General features: G+C 64.8%; 12 protein-coding genes. 4 read left to right on the top strand and 8 right to left on the bottom strand.

The window, feature by feature from the left end:
* Positions 1-107 precede the first annotated feature (107 nt).
* From VMJ11_RS00240 to VMJ11_RS00220, 5 genes are all read right to left on the bottom strand, one after another.
* Positions 108-812, bottom strand: a complete 705-nt coding sequence (locus VMJ11_RS00240; RefSeq protein WP_325615762.1) for an SDR family oxidoreductase — start codon at positions 810-812, stop codon at positions 108-110.
* A 120-nt stretch (positions 813-932) separates the two neighbouring features.
* Positions 933-2,153 carry a PLP-dependent aminotransferase family protein gene (locus VMJ11_RS00235; protein WP_325615728.1) on the bottom strand — a complete coding sequence of 407 codons (1,221 nt, stop codon included), beginning with the start codon at positions 2,151-2,153 and terminating at the stop codon, positions 933-935.
* 234 nt (positions 2,154-2,387) lie between these two features.
* Positions 2,388-3,560, bottom strand: a complete 1,173-nt coding sequence (locus VMJ11_RS00230; protein WP_325615726.1) for an FAD-binding oxidoreductase — start codon at positions 3,558-3,560, stop codon at positions 2,388-2,390.
* Between the two features lie 139 nt (positions 3,561-3,699).
* A complete protein-coding gene (locus VMJ11_RS00225) occupies positions 3,700-5,199 on the bottom strand; it encodes an aldehyde dehydrogenase family protein (protein WP_325615724.1) in 1,500 nt (499 codons plus the stop codon).
* A gap of 249 nt (positions 5,200-5,448) precedes the next feature.
* Complete coding sequence (locus VMJ11_RS00220) at positions 5,449-6,600, bottom strand: branched-chain amino acid ABC transporter substrate-binding protein (protein ID WP_414694257.1); 1,152 nt, start codon at positions 6,598-6,600, stop codon at positions 5,449-5,451.
* A 483-nt stretch (positions 6,601-7,083) separates the two neighbouring features.
* Between VMJ11_RS00220 and VMJ11_RS00215 the strand changes: the two genes are divergently transcribed.
* Complete coding sequence (locus VMJ11_RS00215) at positions 7,084-7,716, top strand: XRE family transcriptional regulator (RefSeq protein WP_325615722.1); 633 nt, start codon at positions 7,084-7,086, stop codon at positions 7,714-7,716.
* 22 nt (positions 7,717-7,738) lie between these two features.
* On the opposite strand, the gene VMJ11_RS00210 is transcribed toward VMJ11_RS00215, so the two are convergent.
* The gene (locus tag VMJ11_RS00210) at positions 7,739-8,764 is read right to left on the bottom strand and encodes a DUF1338 domain-containing protein (protein WP_325615720.1); all 1,026 of its coding nucleotides are present in this window, start codon (positions 8,762-8,764) and stop codon (positions 7,739-7,741) included.
* Between the two features lie 156 nt (positions 8,765-8,920).
* On the opposite strand from VMJ11_RS00210, the gene VMJ11_RS00205 reads away from it, so the two are divergent.
* The 3 genes from VMJ11_RS00205 to VMJ11_RS00195 all read left to right on the top strand — a co-directional run bounded on the left by VMJ11_RS00205 (position 8,921) and on the right by VMJ11_RS00195 (position 12,202).
* A complete protein-coding gene (locus VMJ11_RS00205; protein ID WP_325615719.1) occupies positions 8,921-9,826 on the top strand; it encodes a LysR family transcriptional regulator in 906 nt (301 codons plus the stop codon).
* A gap of 246 nt (positions 9,827-10,072) precedes the next feature.
* Positions 10,073-10,999 (top strand): bifunctional Delta(1)-pyrroline-2-carboxylate/Delta(1)-piperideine-2-carboxylate reductase, encoded by a 927-nt coding sequence (gene lhpI / locus VMJ11_RS00200; protein WP_325615717.1) that lies wholly within the window; start codon positions 10,073-10,075, stop codon positions 10,997-10,999.
* Between the two features lie 117 nt (positions 11,000-11,116).
* Positions 11,117-12,202 (top strand): asparaginase, encoded by a 1,086-nt coding sequence (locus VMJ11_RS00195; protein WP_325615715.1) that lies wholly within the window; start codon positions 11,117-11,119, stop codon positions 12,200-12,202.
* 46 nt (positions 12,203-12,248) lie between these two features.
* Here VMJ11_RS00195 and VMJ11_RS00190 read toward each other — a convergent pair whose 3' ends face one another.
* The gene (locus tag VMJ11_RS00190) at positions 12,249-14,519 is read right to left on the bottom strand and encodes an amylo-alpha-1,6-glucosidase (RefSeq protein WP_325615714.1); all 2,271 of its coding nucleotides are present in this window, start codon (positions 14,517-14,519) and stop codon (positions 12,249-12,251) included.
* A gap of 244 nt (positions 14,520-14,763) precedes the next feature.
* On the bottom strand, positions 14,764-15,196 hold a 433-nt coding region (locus VMJ11_RS00185; RefSeq protein WP_325615713.1), incomplete at its 5' end, for a citrate/2-methylcitrate synthase.

The raw sequence follows: 15,196 nt of genomic DNA, 5'->3' as shown, positions 1-15,196 counted from the left end.
AACCGTTCACTTCGACTTGCGTCGAGCGCTTCGTCGAGCTTGCGAAATCAGTTGCGAAACGAGATGCGCGCAGCGCTTGAACCGCGTGCTCATCGTCCCGATTTCCATCACACGCTGCGCACGATCGCGCCATCCACGCGGATGCATTGGCCCGTGATGTAGCCGGCGCCTTCGGAGAGCAGGAACGCGACCGTTTTCGCGACCTCCTCGGTCTTGCCAAAACGCCCTGCGGGAATGCGCGCCACGACCTCGGGCGTTTCCGGCCAGCTATCGATGAATCCCGGCAGCACCGCGTTCATGCGAATGTTCTCGCGCGCGTAGCGCTGTGCGTACAGATGCGTCCAGACGTCGAGCGCTGCACGCAGCGCCGACGAAACCGGCATGACCTGCTCGGGCGCGACCGCCGCGAAGCTCGAGATATTGACCACGGCGCCGCCGCCCTGAGCTTGCATGATGGGCGTGACGCGCCGCATCATGCGCACGACGTTGAGCAAGATGACGTCGAGGCCTGCGTGCCAGTTCGCGTCGTCGAGTGCGAGAAGATCGCCCTTGGGCGGGTGGCCCGTGTTGTTGACGACCGCATCGATGCGCCCATATTTATCGAGCGCTGCGCCAACCAGTCGTTCCAGGTCGGCGTCTTCGGTCACGGAGCCTGTCACGCCCACGCCGCCCAATTCGGCCGCCAGGCGCTCGGCGCTGCCCGAAGGCGACATGAGCGCGAGCCGGTATCCATTCGCCGCCAGCTCGCGCGCGATGGCCGCGCCCATTCCCTTGCCCGCCGCCGTCACGATTGCCACTTTTTCCATTTCGATTGCTCCTTTGTTCTCTTTTCGCGCTTTCATTGCACGCTTCTGTTGCCCGCTCCGGTCGACAGAAGCCAGCCAACATCCGCAAGCATGCCATCGATTACAAGCATAGAAAGCGCCTGCATTTCACGCGTTGGTTGAAGCGAGCCCTGCGGGACGCGTCGCTTGCGTTGCCAGCTTCAAACGCGCGACGCCTTCGCGAATCTCGTCCACGTTCGGCGCGGCAAACGAAAGGCGCAGCGACGCGGTGTCCGGCGCGTTGGCGAAGAATGCCTTGCCAGGCACGAAAATCACCTTGCTGTCGATCGCGTTCGGCAACAGCGCATCGATCTCGACGCCTGGAATGCGCGCCCACACGAACATGCCGCCTTCAGGCTGATGAAACGCGATTTCGCCGCCGAATTGCGCGCGCAATCCCTCGCAAAGCGCCTCACATTTGCGCTGGTACGCCTGCGTAATGCGCGGCAGGTGTCGTTCGAGCGAGCCTGCGGCCAGATAGTGCGCCGCGATGGCCTGGGTCCATGGCGTACTGCACAGATCGACGGTCTGCTTGGCGATCACGCAACGCCGCGCGATTTCGACAGGCGCGATCGCCCAGCCTACGCGCAAGCCCGGCGCAACGACTTTCGAAAGACTCGAAAAATGCACCACCCAGTCGCGCGCGCCTTGCACCTCGCTCGCCAATGCGAGCATCGAAGGCACCGCGTCGCCCGCGAATCGCAGGTCGCCGTACGGGTCGTCCTCCACGATCACGAAGCGGTATCGAACGGCGAGCCGCAGCAACGCAAGCCGACGATCGCGTGTAAGTGTGGCCCCGGTGGGATTCGCGAAGGTCGGCACGGTGTACAGCAGCTTCGGCCGCGCAATGGCGCCCGATGCAAGCCGCTGTTCAAGCACGCCAGTGTCGATGCCGTCACTGTCTACAGGCACCGTAACGATGTGTGCCTGCTGGAGCCTGAGCGCTTGCAGCGTGGCCGGATAGGCGGGCTGTTCCGTCAAGGCCGTGTCGCCCGGTTCGAGCAGTACGCGCAACAACAGATCGAGGCCTTGCTGCGATCCCGTCGTAATGAGCATCTCTTGCGGGGTGCAGGTCACGCCGCGGCGCGCCATCAGCGCGAGGAGTTGCGTCTTCAGTTCGGGCAAGCCGTCGGTCGGGCCGTATTGCAGACAGCGCGTCGAATCCTGCCATGCCTGCGCCGCTGCCGCCTGCAGTCCCTCCGCATCGAACAGATCGCTGGCCGGATATCCGCCAGCGAAGGAAATCATGCCTGGTTCTCCCAGGTACTTGAAGAGTTCGCGAATCGGGGAACCGGCAGGATGCTGAAAAGGAGCGGTGAATTCGTACATGTCTTCAATGGCCTGTATCCGAACAACGATCGATCAAGCCTCGATTGTGGTCAGCCCGCGCGCATGCATCAAACGAAATCTAATCACGACATCATGCGGTTTGCTCATCAAGCCCCGCGTAAGCTTGCGTAGCGAAATCGCCATCCAAACGAGAAAGGCCCGTGAAATACGGGCCTCATCTCATGCATGAAATGCGATACAGAACGCACTCGCCCCGAGCAAATGCTCGCGGCGTCACACCACGTTCTTCTCGACGATAGGACGATTTTCGAGCACGCGTGACCAATCGAGCGACGAAAGATCGAGCGTGGTGTACCTGCCGTTCAGAATGAGCTCGCTCACGCCGCGCCCCGTCGCCGGTCCCTGTTGCAGACCGTGGCCGCTGAAGCCATTGGCGAACACGCAATTGTCGACGGCCGGGTGATACCCGATGATGGCGTTCTGGTCGAGCACGTTGTACTCGTAGTAGCCGGACCAGCAGTTCTCCACGCGCAGCGCCTCGAAGCCCGGCACGCGATGCGCGAGTGTCGGCCAGATCACCTCGTCGAAGATGGCGTGATCGACTTCGTCGAGCGGCAGATCGTCCGGATCGTTGTCCGGGCTCGGCGACGTGCCGGTGATATACGTATTGCCTTCGGGCCGGAAATACACGCCCGACGGGTCGATCAGCAGCGGGCAGTGGGTGAGCCGCGCCGGCGACGACACATTGAAAATGCTGCGGCGGCGCGCATGAACCGGAATGTCGATGTCCATCATTTCCGAGAGCTTGCGCGCCCACGCGCCGGCCGCGTTCACGAGCGTGTCGCAGGCATGGCGTTCGCCGTCGCTCGCGATCACGTGCGTGACCTTACGGCCGTTGCGCACGACGCCCGTCACGTCGGCGGGCACGTAGCGCGCGCCAAGCGATTGCGCCTTCTTGCGCAGCGCCTGCACGAGGCCGTATCCGTCGAACCAGCCCTCGCCGCTGCGGCCATACGCGCCGCTCGCGAGGTCTTCGACATTGAGCCAGGGAAACTTCGCCTGCAACGCTTCGCTCGACATCAGTTCGATGTCCGCACCGAGGCTCGTTTGCAGCGCGTGGTTCTCGCGCAGCGTCGCTTCGCCCGCAGCCGTGGCAAGGAAGAGATAACCGCCCTCGTGCAGATCGATCGAAGGCCGGTTGCCGTCCACTTCGAGCCGCTCGCCAATGCTGCGCAAGAACTCGATGCCGAACAGCGACATCTGGATCGACAGCGGCGTGGAAAACTGCTGCCGGATCGACGCGGCCGAAAGCGCCGAAGACGAGCGCGCATAGCTCGGATCACGCTCGAAAACGGTCACGGAAACCGTCGGGTCGGACGCGCGCAGAAAGTAGGCGATAGAACTACCGATTGCCCCGCCGCCAACGATAACGACTTGAGAACTCACGACTTGCTCCAGAATGCGCAAAACTGCGGCGCCGGTTCGTCATGCGACGTCGTGCGACGTCACGTGACATCGCACGAATCGATCCATCGAGCGGGCGCGCCACGTGGGGTGGCGCGTCCCTGGTGAACGTCGAACGCGGTTATTCGACGTTGAAATCGATGCCCTGGGCAAGCGGCAACGCCGACGAATAGTTGACCGTGTTCGTCGCGCGGCGCATATAGGCCTTCCACGCATCGGAACCCGACTCGCGCCCGCCGCCCGTTTCCTTCTCGCCGCCGAACGCACCGCCAATTTCCGCGCCGCTCGGGCCAATGTTCACGTTCGCAATGCCGCAATCGCTGCCCGAGGCCGAGAGGAAGCGCTCGCTCTCGCGCAGGTCCGTCGTGAAGACGCACGACGACAGGCCATGCACGGCTGCGTTGTTCGCCTCGATCGCTTCGTTGAAGTCGCTGTACTTGAGCACGTAGAGAATGGGCGCGAAGGTTTCCTTCAGGACAACTTCGGTTTGCTTGGGCATCTCGACGATTGCCGGACGCACGTAGAAGCCCTTTTCGTTGCCCGCCACCGTATGGCGCTCGCCGCCGTACACCTTGCCGCCCTCGCGCTTCGCCTGTTCGAGCGCTGCCTGCATGCGCGAGAACGACTGCTCGTCGATGAGCGGGCCCATCAGCGTGCCCTGTTCGAGCGGGTTGCCGATCGCCACCTTGCCGTAGAGCGTCTTCAGGCGCTCGACCGCCTTGTCGTACACGCTCTCGTGCACGAAGAGGCGGCGCAGCGTGGTGCAGCGCTGGCCTGCCGTGCCGACGGCGGAGAACAGGATGCCGCGCAACGCGAGTTCCAGGTCGGCGGTCGCGGAAATGATGCCCGCATTGTTGCCGCCCAGTTCGAGCAGCGAGCGGCCGAAGCGGCGCGCGACCTCCACGCCGACCGTGCGGCCCATTTCGGTGCTGCCCGTCGCGCTCACGATGTTCGAGCGCGGATCCGCCACCAGCTTCGCGCCCACTTCGCGGCCGCCGATGACGAGGCTCGTGAGGCCTTCGGGCGCATCGCCGAATTCCTTCAACACGTCCTGCAGGATCTTGTTGACGGCGAGCGCGGTGAGCGGCGTCTTTTCCGAGGGCTTCCAGATGACGGCGTTGCCGCACACGAGCGCGAGCGCGGCATTCCACGACCACACGGCGACCGGGAAATTGAAGGCGGAAATGACGGTGCAAACGCCCATCGGGTGCCAGGTTTCGGCCATGCGGTGGCCCGGACGCTCCGAGGCGATCGTGAGGCCGTAGAGCTGACGCGAGAGGCCGACGGCAAAGTCGCAGATGTCGATCATCTCCTGCACTTCGCCCATGCCTTCCTGGAGGATCTTGCCGGTCTCCAGCGTGACGAGGCTGCCGAGCGCGCGCTTCTGTTCGCGCAGCTTGTTGCCGAGCAGACGCACGAGTTCGCCGCGGCGCGGCGCGGGCACGTTGCGCCAGACCTTGAACGCCTCCTGCGCCTTCGAGAGCACGGCGTCGACGTCGGCCGCCGACTGGCTCGCGGCGCGGCCGATCAGCTCGCCATTGATCGGCGAATGCACGGCGATGTCGCCCGCTTCCGCGAGCTGGGAAATACCGAGATCCGAGAGGATGGTGGAGGCTTTCATAGGTAGAATCCCTTAAAAATTTCCAATACGAAACATTGCTACTTTAGGAAACTATACACGCGCAATTTTGCGGCGACAACACGTAAATCTTCGGGAAAGCCGCTGCGCCGCATCCATCGCTCCAGGGCGGCTTTCCGGCACGTCCGGGCAAGCGCGCGTCCCCCGGACCGCGCTTCATTTCCTATCGGAAACAATGCATCGGGCGCCGACCGAAGCGGCGCCCTCGCAGGTGACTTCGCGGTTGGGGTGTCAGTCCGTGGTCCGCGTCGTGACCGGCACCCAGGCCACGTTCTTGACCTGATAGAGCGTCGAGCTGGGGCTCTTCAGGTCGCCCGCCGCATTGAACGCAATCTTGCCCGTGATGCCATCGTAGTTCGTGGACTTCATCGCAGCGTTGAACTGGGCAGGATTCGCCGAGCCCGCCTTTTCCATCGCCTTGATGGCGACCCACGTCGCGTCATAGGCGAACGGCGCATAGGCAAGCATGTCGATGCCGTACTTCTGCTTGAACTTCGCTTCGAAGTCCTTACCCTTGGGCAGCGTCGCGAGCGGCTGGCCGTATTCCCATACCGAAGAACCGTCGGCGGCGTCGCCGGCGAGCTTGATGAAGTTCGCGTCCATGACGCCCCCGCCCGCGAGGAATTGCGCCTTCAGGCCGAGCTGCCGCATGCGCTTGACGAGCATGGCCGCCTGCGCGTCCAGACCGCCGAAGAACACGAGGTCCGGACTCGTGCGCTTGATGCTCGTGAGCTGCGCGCTGAAATCGACGGCCTTGTCGTTCGTGAACTCGCGCGCGACGATCGTGCCGCCAGCCGCCTTCACGGCCTTTTCGAACTCGTCGGCTTCGCCCTGGCCGAAAGCCGTGCGATCGTCGATGATCGCGATGCGCTTTGCCTTCGTCACCGTCGCCGCGTAGTGGCCGGCGTTGCCGGCGTTCTGCGAATCGGTGGCGATGACGCGGTAGATGGTCGGCAAGCCGCCCTGCGTGATGGCCGGATTCGTTGCGGACGGCGTGATCATCGGAATGCCCGCCTTGGCGTAGATTTTCGAAGCCGGCAGCGTCGTGCCCGAATTGAAGTGGCCAATGACGGCCGCCACATTGTCGTCCACGAGCTGCTGCGCGACCTGCACGCCAATGCGCGGGTCGCTCTGGTCATCCTGCGAGTCGACGACGAACTTGACCGACTTGCCACCGAGCGTTGGATGCGTGGCGTTGGCTTCGTCGACGGCCATGCGCACGCCGTTTTCGATGTCCTTGCCGTAGGCCGCGCCGCCGCCCGTGAGCGGACTGGCCACGCCGATCTTCACGATGACTTCCTGCGCGCTCGCAGCGCCGGCAACCAACATCAACGACGCTGCAATCGTGCAGCCAGAACGAGAGACGGGGAAACGGGAACGCATGCGGTATTCCTTCGGTATCTGGGAGTCGGCACGTGATGCGCCGGAGCGGTCATGTCATGTAGCCCGTCGGCGCCCTGGAGTCTTCTCGCGCTGTGCCATGCACCGGGACAGAGGCGGGAAGTGAACGGATTGTCAGCAGTCGATTGCGGAGCATCAAACGAAAACTAATCACCACGTGATGCGCTTTTCTCATCAAGCCCGCGCCCGCAGGGCATGCGGCGAGGCATGGCCGCGGCCCGCGGGTATTGGGAGATACCCGATTGCACCGAATTACCCGACGTGCATTGAATGGATGCGCGACCGGATGACTACGGCGCAGCGCCCTGCGCCGCATGGGTTTGCACGAGAAATCATCAACTCCTTGCGCGCAATATTACTTAGTCATGCTATGCATATAGAAAATCAACACGCTGAACGCCCCGCGATGCCGAAATGTTATGATCGGAAACACTGAGTACGATACGAACACTCGCGAGCCCTCGAATGGTAACCCCGTCCCTCAAGCCCACAGAGAACGCCTCGGCGGAACTGGGCAAACGCGTCAAGGCGGCCCGACTGAAACACGACTACACGCTCGAGGCCGCCAGCCGCGTGTGCGGCGTGTCGCGCTCCACGCTCTCGAAGGTAGAAAACGGCGTCATGTCGCCGACGTTCGACGTGCTGCAGAAAATCGTGCACGGCCTGAAGATCGACCTCGGCGAACTCTTCGGCTCGACGCCCAGGCCGCGCGCGAGCGGGCGCCGCGCAGTCACCCGCAAGGGCAGCGGGCAGCGGCATTCGGCGGGCTGCTATCAAATGGAACTGCTGGCAACGGAACTCGCGCACAAGGCGATGCACCCGTTTCGCATCCGCGTCACGGCGCACTCGCTGGACGAGTTCACGCAATGGGGCCGGCATGAAGGCGAGGAATTTCTATACGTATTGAGCGGCTCGGTTTGCCTCTATTCCGAGCTTTACGCGCCGACCCATCTCGAAGCCGGCGACAGCATCTATTTCGATAGCCGCACCGGCCACGCCGCCGTCTCGACGAGCGAAGAGGACGCCGAAGTCCTCTGGCTCATCAACGAGCCCCACCCGGCCGCGCAGGACAGCGAGGCCGGCGTGCCGGGCGGCTGATTCGAGGCGCCCAGGGCGATGCCTACGCCGCGTTCGCGGTCATTTTGAAAATGCCGGTGGCATTGCCCGCATCGAAGCGCAAATCGGTCTGCCAGCGCCGCGAAACCTGATCGAACGTGCGCTTGCGCGTGATGAACTCGTAGAACGAGCCCGGCACCTCGCGCATCACGCGCTCGCCATTGGCCGCGCGGAACTCGCGCTTCACGGTGTCCGCGCGATAGGCGGTCTGGAACACGCGGCCCGAGCGCGAGCGCTCGACTTCGGGCTTCATCGGGCGGCCCTTCGCCTTCTCTTCATCGGAGAGCTTGAAAACGTCTTCCACGCGATCAGTGGCGTGGTTGAAGGCGTTGCCTTCCGTCGCGATCCACGCCATCTCGGCGGATTCACGCAGCAATGTATCGTAGTCCGAAATAGCGGGCACGTCGTGCTGCCGGGCAAAAGCGCCGACGATCACAGGCAGCAATTCGAGCGCAGCCTTGAGCGGCAACGAACCGTCGCGTTCGAGTTCGGAAAGCTGCGCAATGGCCAGCGGCGTGAGCGGATCTTTCGACGAGCCCACCACGTTCGTCACGGCTTGCTGGAACTGAGCCGAAAAACGTTCGGGGTGTAGTTCGCTCACGAAGAACTGCGCGATTTCGTCGGGCGCGTCTTCGTGGGCGTAGGCGCGCCCCGTCATGCCGAGTTTGTCCAGCGGATAACGGCCATTCAGGCGAAAGCCGAGCGGACGCAGAATGCGAGTGAATGCCGCCTCGCCGGGCGGCAGCGCGCCGCAATGCGGCCAGCGTACCGTGCGCAGCGCGCCGTGATCGAAGTAGACCGCGCCGCCTTGCGCAACCGCGTCGCTCGTATAGGTGCGGCCGTTGGGCGAGCGCTCCAGCAGGTCTTCGAACAGCGCCATGTTCATTGCCTGCGCGAGTTCCGCACGCGTGACGGTGCCACCCTCCCAATCTTCGAGGATCGACGGGAAATTGAGCGTCGAAAACAGGGCTGCAGTTTTCTCGGGGCCGAGCAGCGCCGACAACAGGCGTTCTACGTTTGCATTGCGCATCACGAATCTCACAGGACACGACCGCCACGAGGCAGTCAACAGATGGGGCACCGGCCTTCGCGTTCGGGCCGGCCATACGTGAAACGCATTATTCGAACGGTTGCACGGCGCGTAAAGCGAGATTAAATTGTCACTTGATGAGTTTCTGGAATTAACATGCGCAAGTTCAAGATCCCGAACATCGGCGCGCTCACGGCCTTCGAAGCCGCCGCGCGGCACGAAAGCTTCACGCACGCGGCCAAGGAATTGTTCCTCACCGAAAGCGCGGTATCACGCCAGATCGCCACGCTCGAATCGAACCTCGGCGTGCGGCTGTTCGTGCGCGCCAAGCAGCGCGTCGTGCTCACGCGCGCGGGCCGGCTCTATAGCACACAGGTACGCCGCGCGCTGGAGAGTCTCGATCGCGACACGCTTTCCATCATTGCGCACGGCAGCGGCGGCGGCTACCTCGAGCTTGCCGTGCTCCCCACCTTCGCCTCCGAGTGGCTGATCCCGCGCCTGAAGGACTTCTACGACCGCACGCCCGACGTACGCGTGAACATGGGCGTGCGCACCGAAACCTTTTCGTTCGAGGAATCGCACTTCGAAGCCGCGATCCATTACGGCAAGCCAACCTGGCCCGGCACCTCGGCCGACTATCTGTTCGGCGAGGAGGTGGTGCCCGTCTGCTCGCCGTCACTGCTCGCGCGTCCCATCAGGAAGGCGCATGAATTGCTCGCCTACCCGCTGCTGCACTCCACCACGCGCCCCGACGCATGGACTCGCTGGTTCTCTGACCTCGGCGTGGAAGACAACGCCACGATGCACGGGGTGCGCTACGAACTGCACACGATGCTGATCGCCGCCGCCGCCGCGGGGCTAGGCGTCGCGCTCGTGCCGAAGTTCTTTGTCGAGGGCCAGCTCGAACGGCTTGGCATCGTCATTCCGTTCGAAACCGCTACCGTTGCCGATGGTGGCTACTACTTCGTGTATCCCACGGAGCTCAGCCACGGCAAGCCGCTGGAGTTGTTCCGCGCATGGCTGCTCGACCAGGCGAGCGCCTATAGCGCTTCGCAGGGCTAGATACGATAAGAAAAAAGTTTCGTATAGGAAATTATTGGGTTAGCATCGGGCGGAACGACAGTGCGACATGCGCGTGTGCATTGTCGACAGTGGGCTGGCCGGCGGCAACGTGAGCCTGATCGCGGTCGGCCAACTCAGGTCGGCCACATCGCACCCTCGCGGGCCCGGAGACGATCGCCAGCCTGCCTCACATGCGGCTGCTGCCGCCGCCAAGCCAACGCATCATTCGTCAGGAGAGAACCCTCGATGGAACCCATCGCGATTCACGACGCACAGGCCACGGCCAGCCTGCTGGACTTCGGCATGCTGATCGACGCGCTCGCCACTGCTGCACAGGAGCACGATGCCGGCCGCATTCACGCGCCCGTGCGCGTGGGCGTGCCGCTCAAGGACAACGGGGTCATGCTCTCAATGCCCGCCAGCGCCGACGACACCGCCATCCACAAGCTCGTGAGCGTGTGCCCGGCCAACGCGGCGCGCGGCATGCCAACCATCTTCGGCGCGGTGACGGTGTGCAACGGCTCGACGGGTCAGCCCGAGTTCGTCCTCGACGGCCCCACGGTGACCGGACGGCGCACCGCCGCGCTCTCGATGCTCGGCGTGCGCGTGCTGCACCCTGGCACGCCGCGCGCGTTTCTCGTGATCGGCACGGGGCAGCAGGCGCGCTTTCATGCGGCGGCGATCGGCCGGTTGCATCCACAGGCGACGCTCTACGTGAAGGGTCGCAGCGACGCCTCCGAGGAGGCTTTCCGCGCACACATGGCGCAGGGCGGCGTGCGCGTCACGCCCGCGCGCGGCGCCGTTCCTGACGAGGTCGATACGGTCATTGCCGCGACGACGAGCAAGACGCCCGTGTATGAGGCCGCGGCGCGCAAGGAGCGGCTCGTGATCGGCGTCGGGGCCTTCACGCCGGACGCTGCCGAAATCGCGCCGCAAACGGTACGCGCGAGCCGGGTGTTCGTGGACGATCTCGCGGCGGCGCGCGAAGAGGCTGGCGACTTGCTGCAGGCCGGCATCGACTGGGCGAACGTGCGCACGATCGGCGCCGCCGTGACCGACAGTGCGGCGCAGCGCCTCGCGCACGACGTGCCCGTGCTGCTGAAGACGGTCGGCAGCGGCGCGTGGGACCTCGCGGCGTGCCGCGTTGCACGCGCCGCGCTCGGCCTCGCCTGAGCGCGGCACAGGCGCGGGAACGACGCCCGCAGTGCGGCACGGCGGATTAGAATCGCACATCGACTGCGCAGCCCGCGCAAATCGTGAGATGACAGCGAGATCAAAGGCAGACCAACGATGACGATTAGCGCCTCCCAACCCGCCGTGAAAGTCCTGCGCGGCGACGTGATCGAAACCACGCATGCCGCCCACGTCGCCGTGGTCGATGCCCAAGGCCACCTGCTCTATGCATTCGGGGACCCACACCGCCTCACGCTCGTGCGCTCGGCGGCCAAGCCCGCGCAGGCGCTCGCCGTCGTCGAGACCGGCGCGCTGGAGCGCTTCGGCTTCGACGACACCGATCTCGCACTCATGTGCGCCTCGCACAGCAGCGAGGACCGCCATATCGAACGCGCGCGCGCAATGCTCGCGAAGGTTAGCGCATCGGAAGCGGACCTGCGCTGCGGCGGCCACGCGCCGTTGTCCGACGCGGTGTACAAGGCGTGGATCAAGCGCGACTTCACGCCTGGCGCGGTTTGCAGCAATTGCTCGGGCAAGCACGCGGGTATGCTTGCCGGCGCGCGTTCCATCGGCGCCGCGCTGGCCGATTACCACCTGCCATCGCATCCCTTGCAGCAGCATGTGAAGCGCGTGGTTGCCGAGGTCTGCGATCTTCCCGAGGCAGGCGTCGAGTGGGCAATCGACGGCTGCAACCTGCCCACGCCGGCCTTCCCCCTCGACCGGCTCGCGCGGCTCTTCATGAAGCTCGCGCATGCGCAGGACCGATCGGCTGAAACGGCCGCAGTGTCCGATACGCGCACGCAGGCGCTCGCGCACATCTACCGCGCGATGACCTCCTACCCGGAACTGGTGGCCGGCGATGGCCGCTTCTGCACGGCGCTCATGCGCGCATTCGAGGGCGCGCTCGTCGGCAAGGTGGGCGCGGCGGGCAGTTATGCCATCGGCGTGCGCGCGAGCGCGGCGACCGCGCCGCACACGGGCGGCCCCGCACTGGGTATCGCGGTCAAGGTCGAGGACGGCGATCAGACCGTGCTCTACGCGATCGTCGTGGAGGTCCTCAGGCAACTGGGCATCGGCACGGCACAACAGCTCGCACAACTAAGCAAGTTCGACGCGCCGCGTATCGTCAACACGATGGGCATCGACACGGGCTACATCGCACAGCAGTTCACCCTGCAACGCACCGCTCCCACCACGCGCTGAATACAACAGAACAGGCAGCGCGGGCCGCAAGAGCCCGCGCCCGCGCTCACAGCAGCGCCACCACTTTCACATCGCTGCGATCGGCCGAGGCCACGACCTTGCCGTCCACACGGCGGAACATGAGCGTCACGGCGTCCTTGCCCACACGCAGATCGCCCACTTCGAGCCAATCGATGCCTTCGGGCAGCATGGGCTGCTCGACGCGCACTTCGTGGCGCGCCGCGTCGATCGTCACGCCGAGGCACGCTTCGAGCATCATGAACGGCGATCCCGCGGCCCAGGCCTGCGGCAGGCAGGCGACCGGATACGCGGTGGGCGGCTCGCCGCGGCGCCGCGGAAAGCCGCAGAACAGCTCGGGCAAGCGCATGTCAAACGTGACCGCCGCCTCGAACATTGCCTGCAACAAGCGCACCGCCGCCGCCTTGCGGCCATAGCGCGCGAGGCCGCGCGCGCATAGCGCATTGTCGTGCGGCCAGACCGATCCGTTGTGATACGCCATGGGATTGAAGCGCGCCTGGCCGGCCGCGAGCGTGCGTACACCCCAGCCCGTATGGAACAGCGCCGATTCGAGGACCTCCGCCACGGCGCGGCCGCGCTCCTGCTCGGGCAGCCCGAACGCGAGCAGATGCCCCGCATTCGAAGCCAGCACGCGGCACAGCTCGCCGTGGCCGTCCAGCGCGATGCCATAGAACTCCGACTCTGGCATCCAGAACTTCTCTTCCACGCAAAGGCGAATCTTCGCGGCGCGCGCGGCATAGCGCGCGGCATCCTCGACAAGGCCGCGATGCATCGCGAAGCGCGCCATCGTGTCGAACGCCGCGCTCGCATAGGCCTGCACTTCGACGAGCGCGATCGGGCCATCGGGAAAGCGCCCGTCGGCATGGAACACCGAGTCGTGGCTGTCCTTCCAGCCCTGGTTCGCGAGGCCGCCTTCCGATTCGCGCCGGTAATCGAGCAAGCCGAGTTTGTTGCGGTCGCACACACCTGCCACCCACGCCGCCGCGCGCTCGAGCGCCGGCCACAATTCGTCGATCAGCGAGAGGTCGCCCGTGCGCTCCACGTACGCGCCCGCCAGCACGACGAATAGCGGTGTGGTGTCCACGCCGCCGTAGTAGAGCGCGAACGGCACTTCGCCCGTTGCGGCCATCTCGCTCTTGCGCATCTCGTGCATGATCTTGCCGACCGCCGCGTCGCGAAACGCCGAGTCCTCGCGCGCCTGATGCTCGGCGAGAAACCGCAGCACGCCACGCGCGAGCGCGGGCGTGAGCCACAGCGTTTGCAGCGACGTGATGATCGCGTCGCGGCCGAACGGCGTCGAGAACCACGGAATGCCCGCATACGGATAGGGGCCGGTCGGCAGGTCGGTGGTGAGGAGACCCAGATCGGCAATCGAGCGGTTGATCCACGCGTTGAAGAGCGGATTGCTCGAACGCAGGCCCGCCGTCGCGCGGCGGCGCTCTCGCATCACGATATGCGAGTCGACCAGTGCGGCACGAACGGCGGCGCGGCCCACGCGCTGCTCCTTCGAATTCATGAGGCAATGGGCGGGCTGGATGATGCGCGCGCTCTGCGTGCCGGGCGCGGCGCCGGGCAGCGCCTCGACTTCGATCGCCACGGATAGGTAGATGGAGACGCAGGCCTGCGGCGGCAGGTCCACCGTGAAATCGGCGCGATCGGCGAAGAGCTTGTTCGGCGCGGGCGAGAATTCGATGCGCACGCGCCGCGCGACCTTGTCGAGGCCAATGTACTCGAGCCGCACCTCGCCGTCCTCGACGCGCGGCGGCATGAGCGTGCCGCGTTTTTCGCGCTTCAGGCCGCGCACCTCGAACATGTCGCGAAAGTCGCTCGCGAACGAGATGGAAAGCGGCACCACGGCTTCTTCGGTGCCGTAGTTCGTGAGTTCGATGGCCTCGGTCATCATCGTGCCCGAGAGCACGCGCTCGCGCTCGACGTGAATCACGCCTTCGGGCGTAGTCGAGCCGCCGAGCGGCGGCAGCGGACGATTGGTGAGGTGAGCCGTGAACTCGGTGTTGTCGCTGCTCACACTGCCCGAGAGCAGCGACGGCACGCGCCCGCCGAAGGTGAGGCGCAGCGACGAGAGCATGCGCGTGTCGTTGACGAAGAGGCCGTCGTCGATGCCGGTCAGGTCGCCGAGAGGATCGTTGACGATGAACGTGTCGCCCGATTTCAACACGTGCTGGTCGGCGCTTGCAAGCTCTGGCGTTTCGGGCGCGATGAATGCGCCGTCAGCTTCGTGATCGGGATGATCCACGCCGCTTGAGCGCGTTACGCCACCGAGTGCTTCAGGATCCTGCATTGCATGCCTCCAGTCTACGGTTCGCTTCCGCTTGATTGTAGTGGCTTCGGCGAACGTGGAGGGAATGAATGCGCGGCTTTCTGCAGGCACACGCAAGGAACGTGCGCGGAAAAAATTACGGGCGCCTGCACGGTGGAACGTGCGGGCGCCCGCGTTCTATGAACGATCTGGCGAGGGTTTGCCAACGCTTCGGCAAACCAGACCATGCACAGGATGCGCGCCGGCGCGCGGCGCGCAGCGTGAATCAGCGTTGTGCGATCGGTTTTGCTACACGCGGCGTTTCGCCGATGAAGAGCTGACGCGGACGGCCGATCTTCTGCTCGGGGTCGGCAATCATTTCGTTCCACTGCGCAATCCAGCCCACCGTACGCGCCATCGCGAAGATGCAGGTGAACATCGCGGTCGGGATGCCCAGCGCGCGCTGCACGATGCCCGAGTAGAAGTCGACGTTCGGGTACAGCTTGCGCGACACGAAATATTCGTCTTCCAGCGCGATCTTTTCGAGCTGCATGGCGAGCTTGAACAGCGGGTCGTCATGCAGGCCCAGTTCGTTCAGCACTTCGTAGCACGTCTCGCGCATGAGCTTCGCGCGCGGGTCGTAGTTCTTGTACACGCGGTGGCCGAAGCCCATCAGCTTCACGCCCGAATTCTTGTCCTTGACCTGCCTGATGAATTCG

Source organism: Paraburkholderia sp. (assembly GCF_035501035.1).
Lineage (GTDB): Bacteria > Pseudomonadota > Gammaproteobacteria > Burkholderiales > Burkholderiaceae > Paraburkholderia.
The sequence above is the reverse complement of the archived record's forward strand: the minus strand, read 5'-3'. Positions and strand labels throughout refer to the sequence as shown.

Coding starts and splice junctions, on each gene's coding strand:
- VMJ11_RS00235 (WP_325615728.1), bottom strand. CDS start 2,153: ATGTACGAATTCACCGCTCCTTTTCAGCATCCTGCCGGTTCCCCGATT.
- VMJ11_RS00225 (WP_325615724.1), bottom strand. CDS start 5,199: ATGAAAGCCTCCACCATCCTCTCGGATCTCGGTATTTCCCAGCTCGCG.
- VMJ11_RS00220 (WP_414694257.1), bottom strand. CDS start 6,600: ATGCGTTCCCGTTTCCCCGTCTCTCGTTCTGGCTGCACGATTGCAGCG.
- VMJ11_RS00215 (WP_325615722.1), top strand. CDS start 7,084: ATGGTAACCCCGTCCCTCAAGCCCACAGAGAACGCCTCGGCGGAACTG.
- VMJ11_RS00210 (WP_325615720.1), bottom strand. CDS start 8,764: ATGCGCAATGCAAACGTAGAACGCCTGTTGTCGGCGCTGCTCGGCCCC.
- VMJ11_RS00205 (WP_325615719.1), top strand. CDS start 8,921: ATGCGCAAGTTCAAGATCCCGAACATCGGCGCGCTCACGGCCTTCGAA.
- lhpI (WP_325615717.1), top strand. CDS start 10,073: ATGGAACCCATCGCGATTCACGACGCACAGGCCACGGCCAGCCTGCTG.
- VMJ11_RS00195 (WP_325615715.1), top strand. CDS start 11,117: ATGACGATTAGCGCCTCCCAACCCGCCGTGAAAGTCCTGCGCGGCGAC.
- VMJ11_RS00190 (WP_325615714.1), bottom strand. CDS start 14,519: ATGCAGGATCCTGAAGCACTCGGTGGCGTAACGCGCTCAAGCGGCGTG.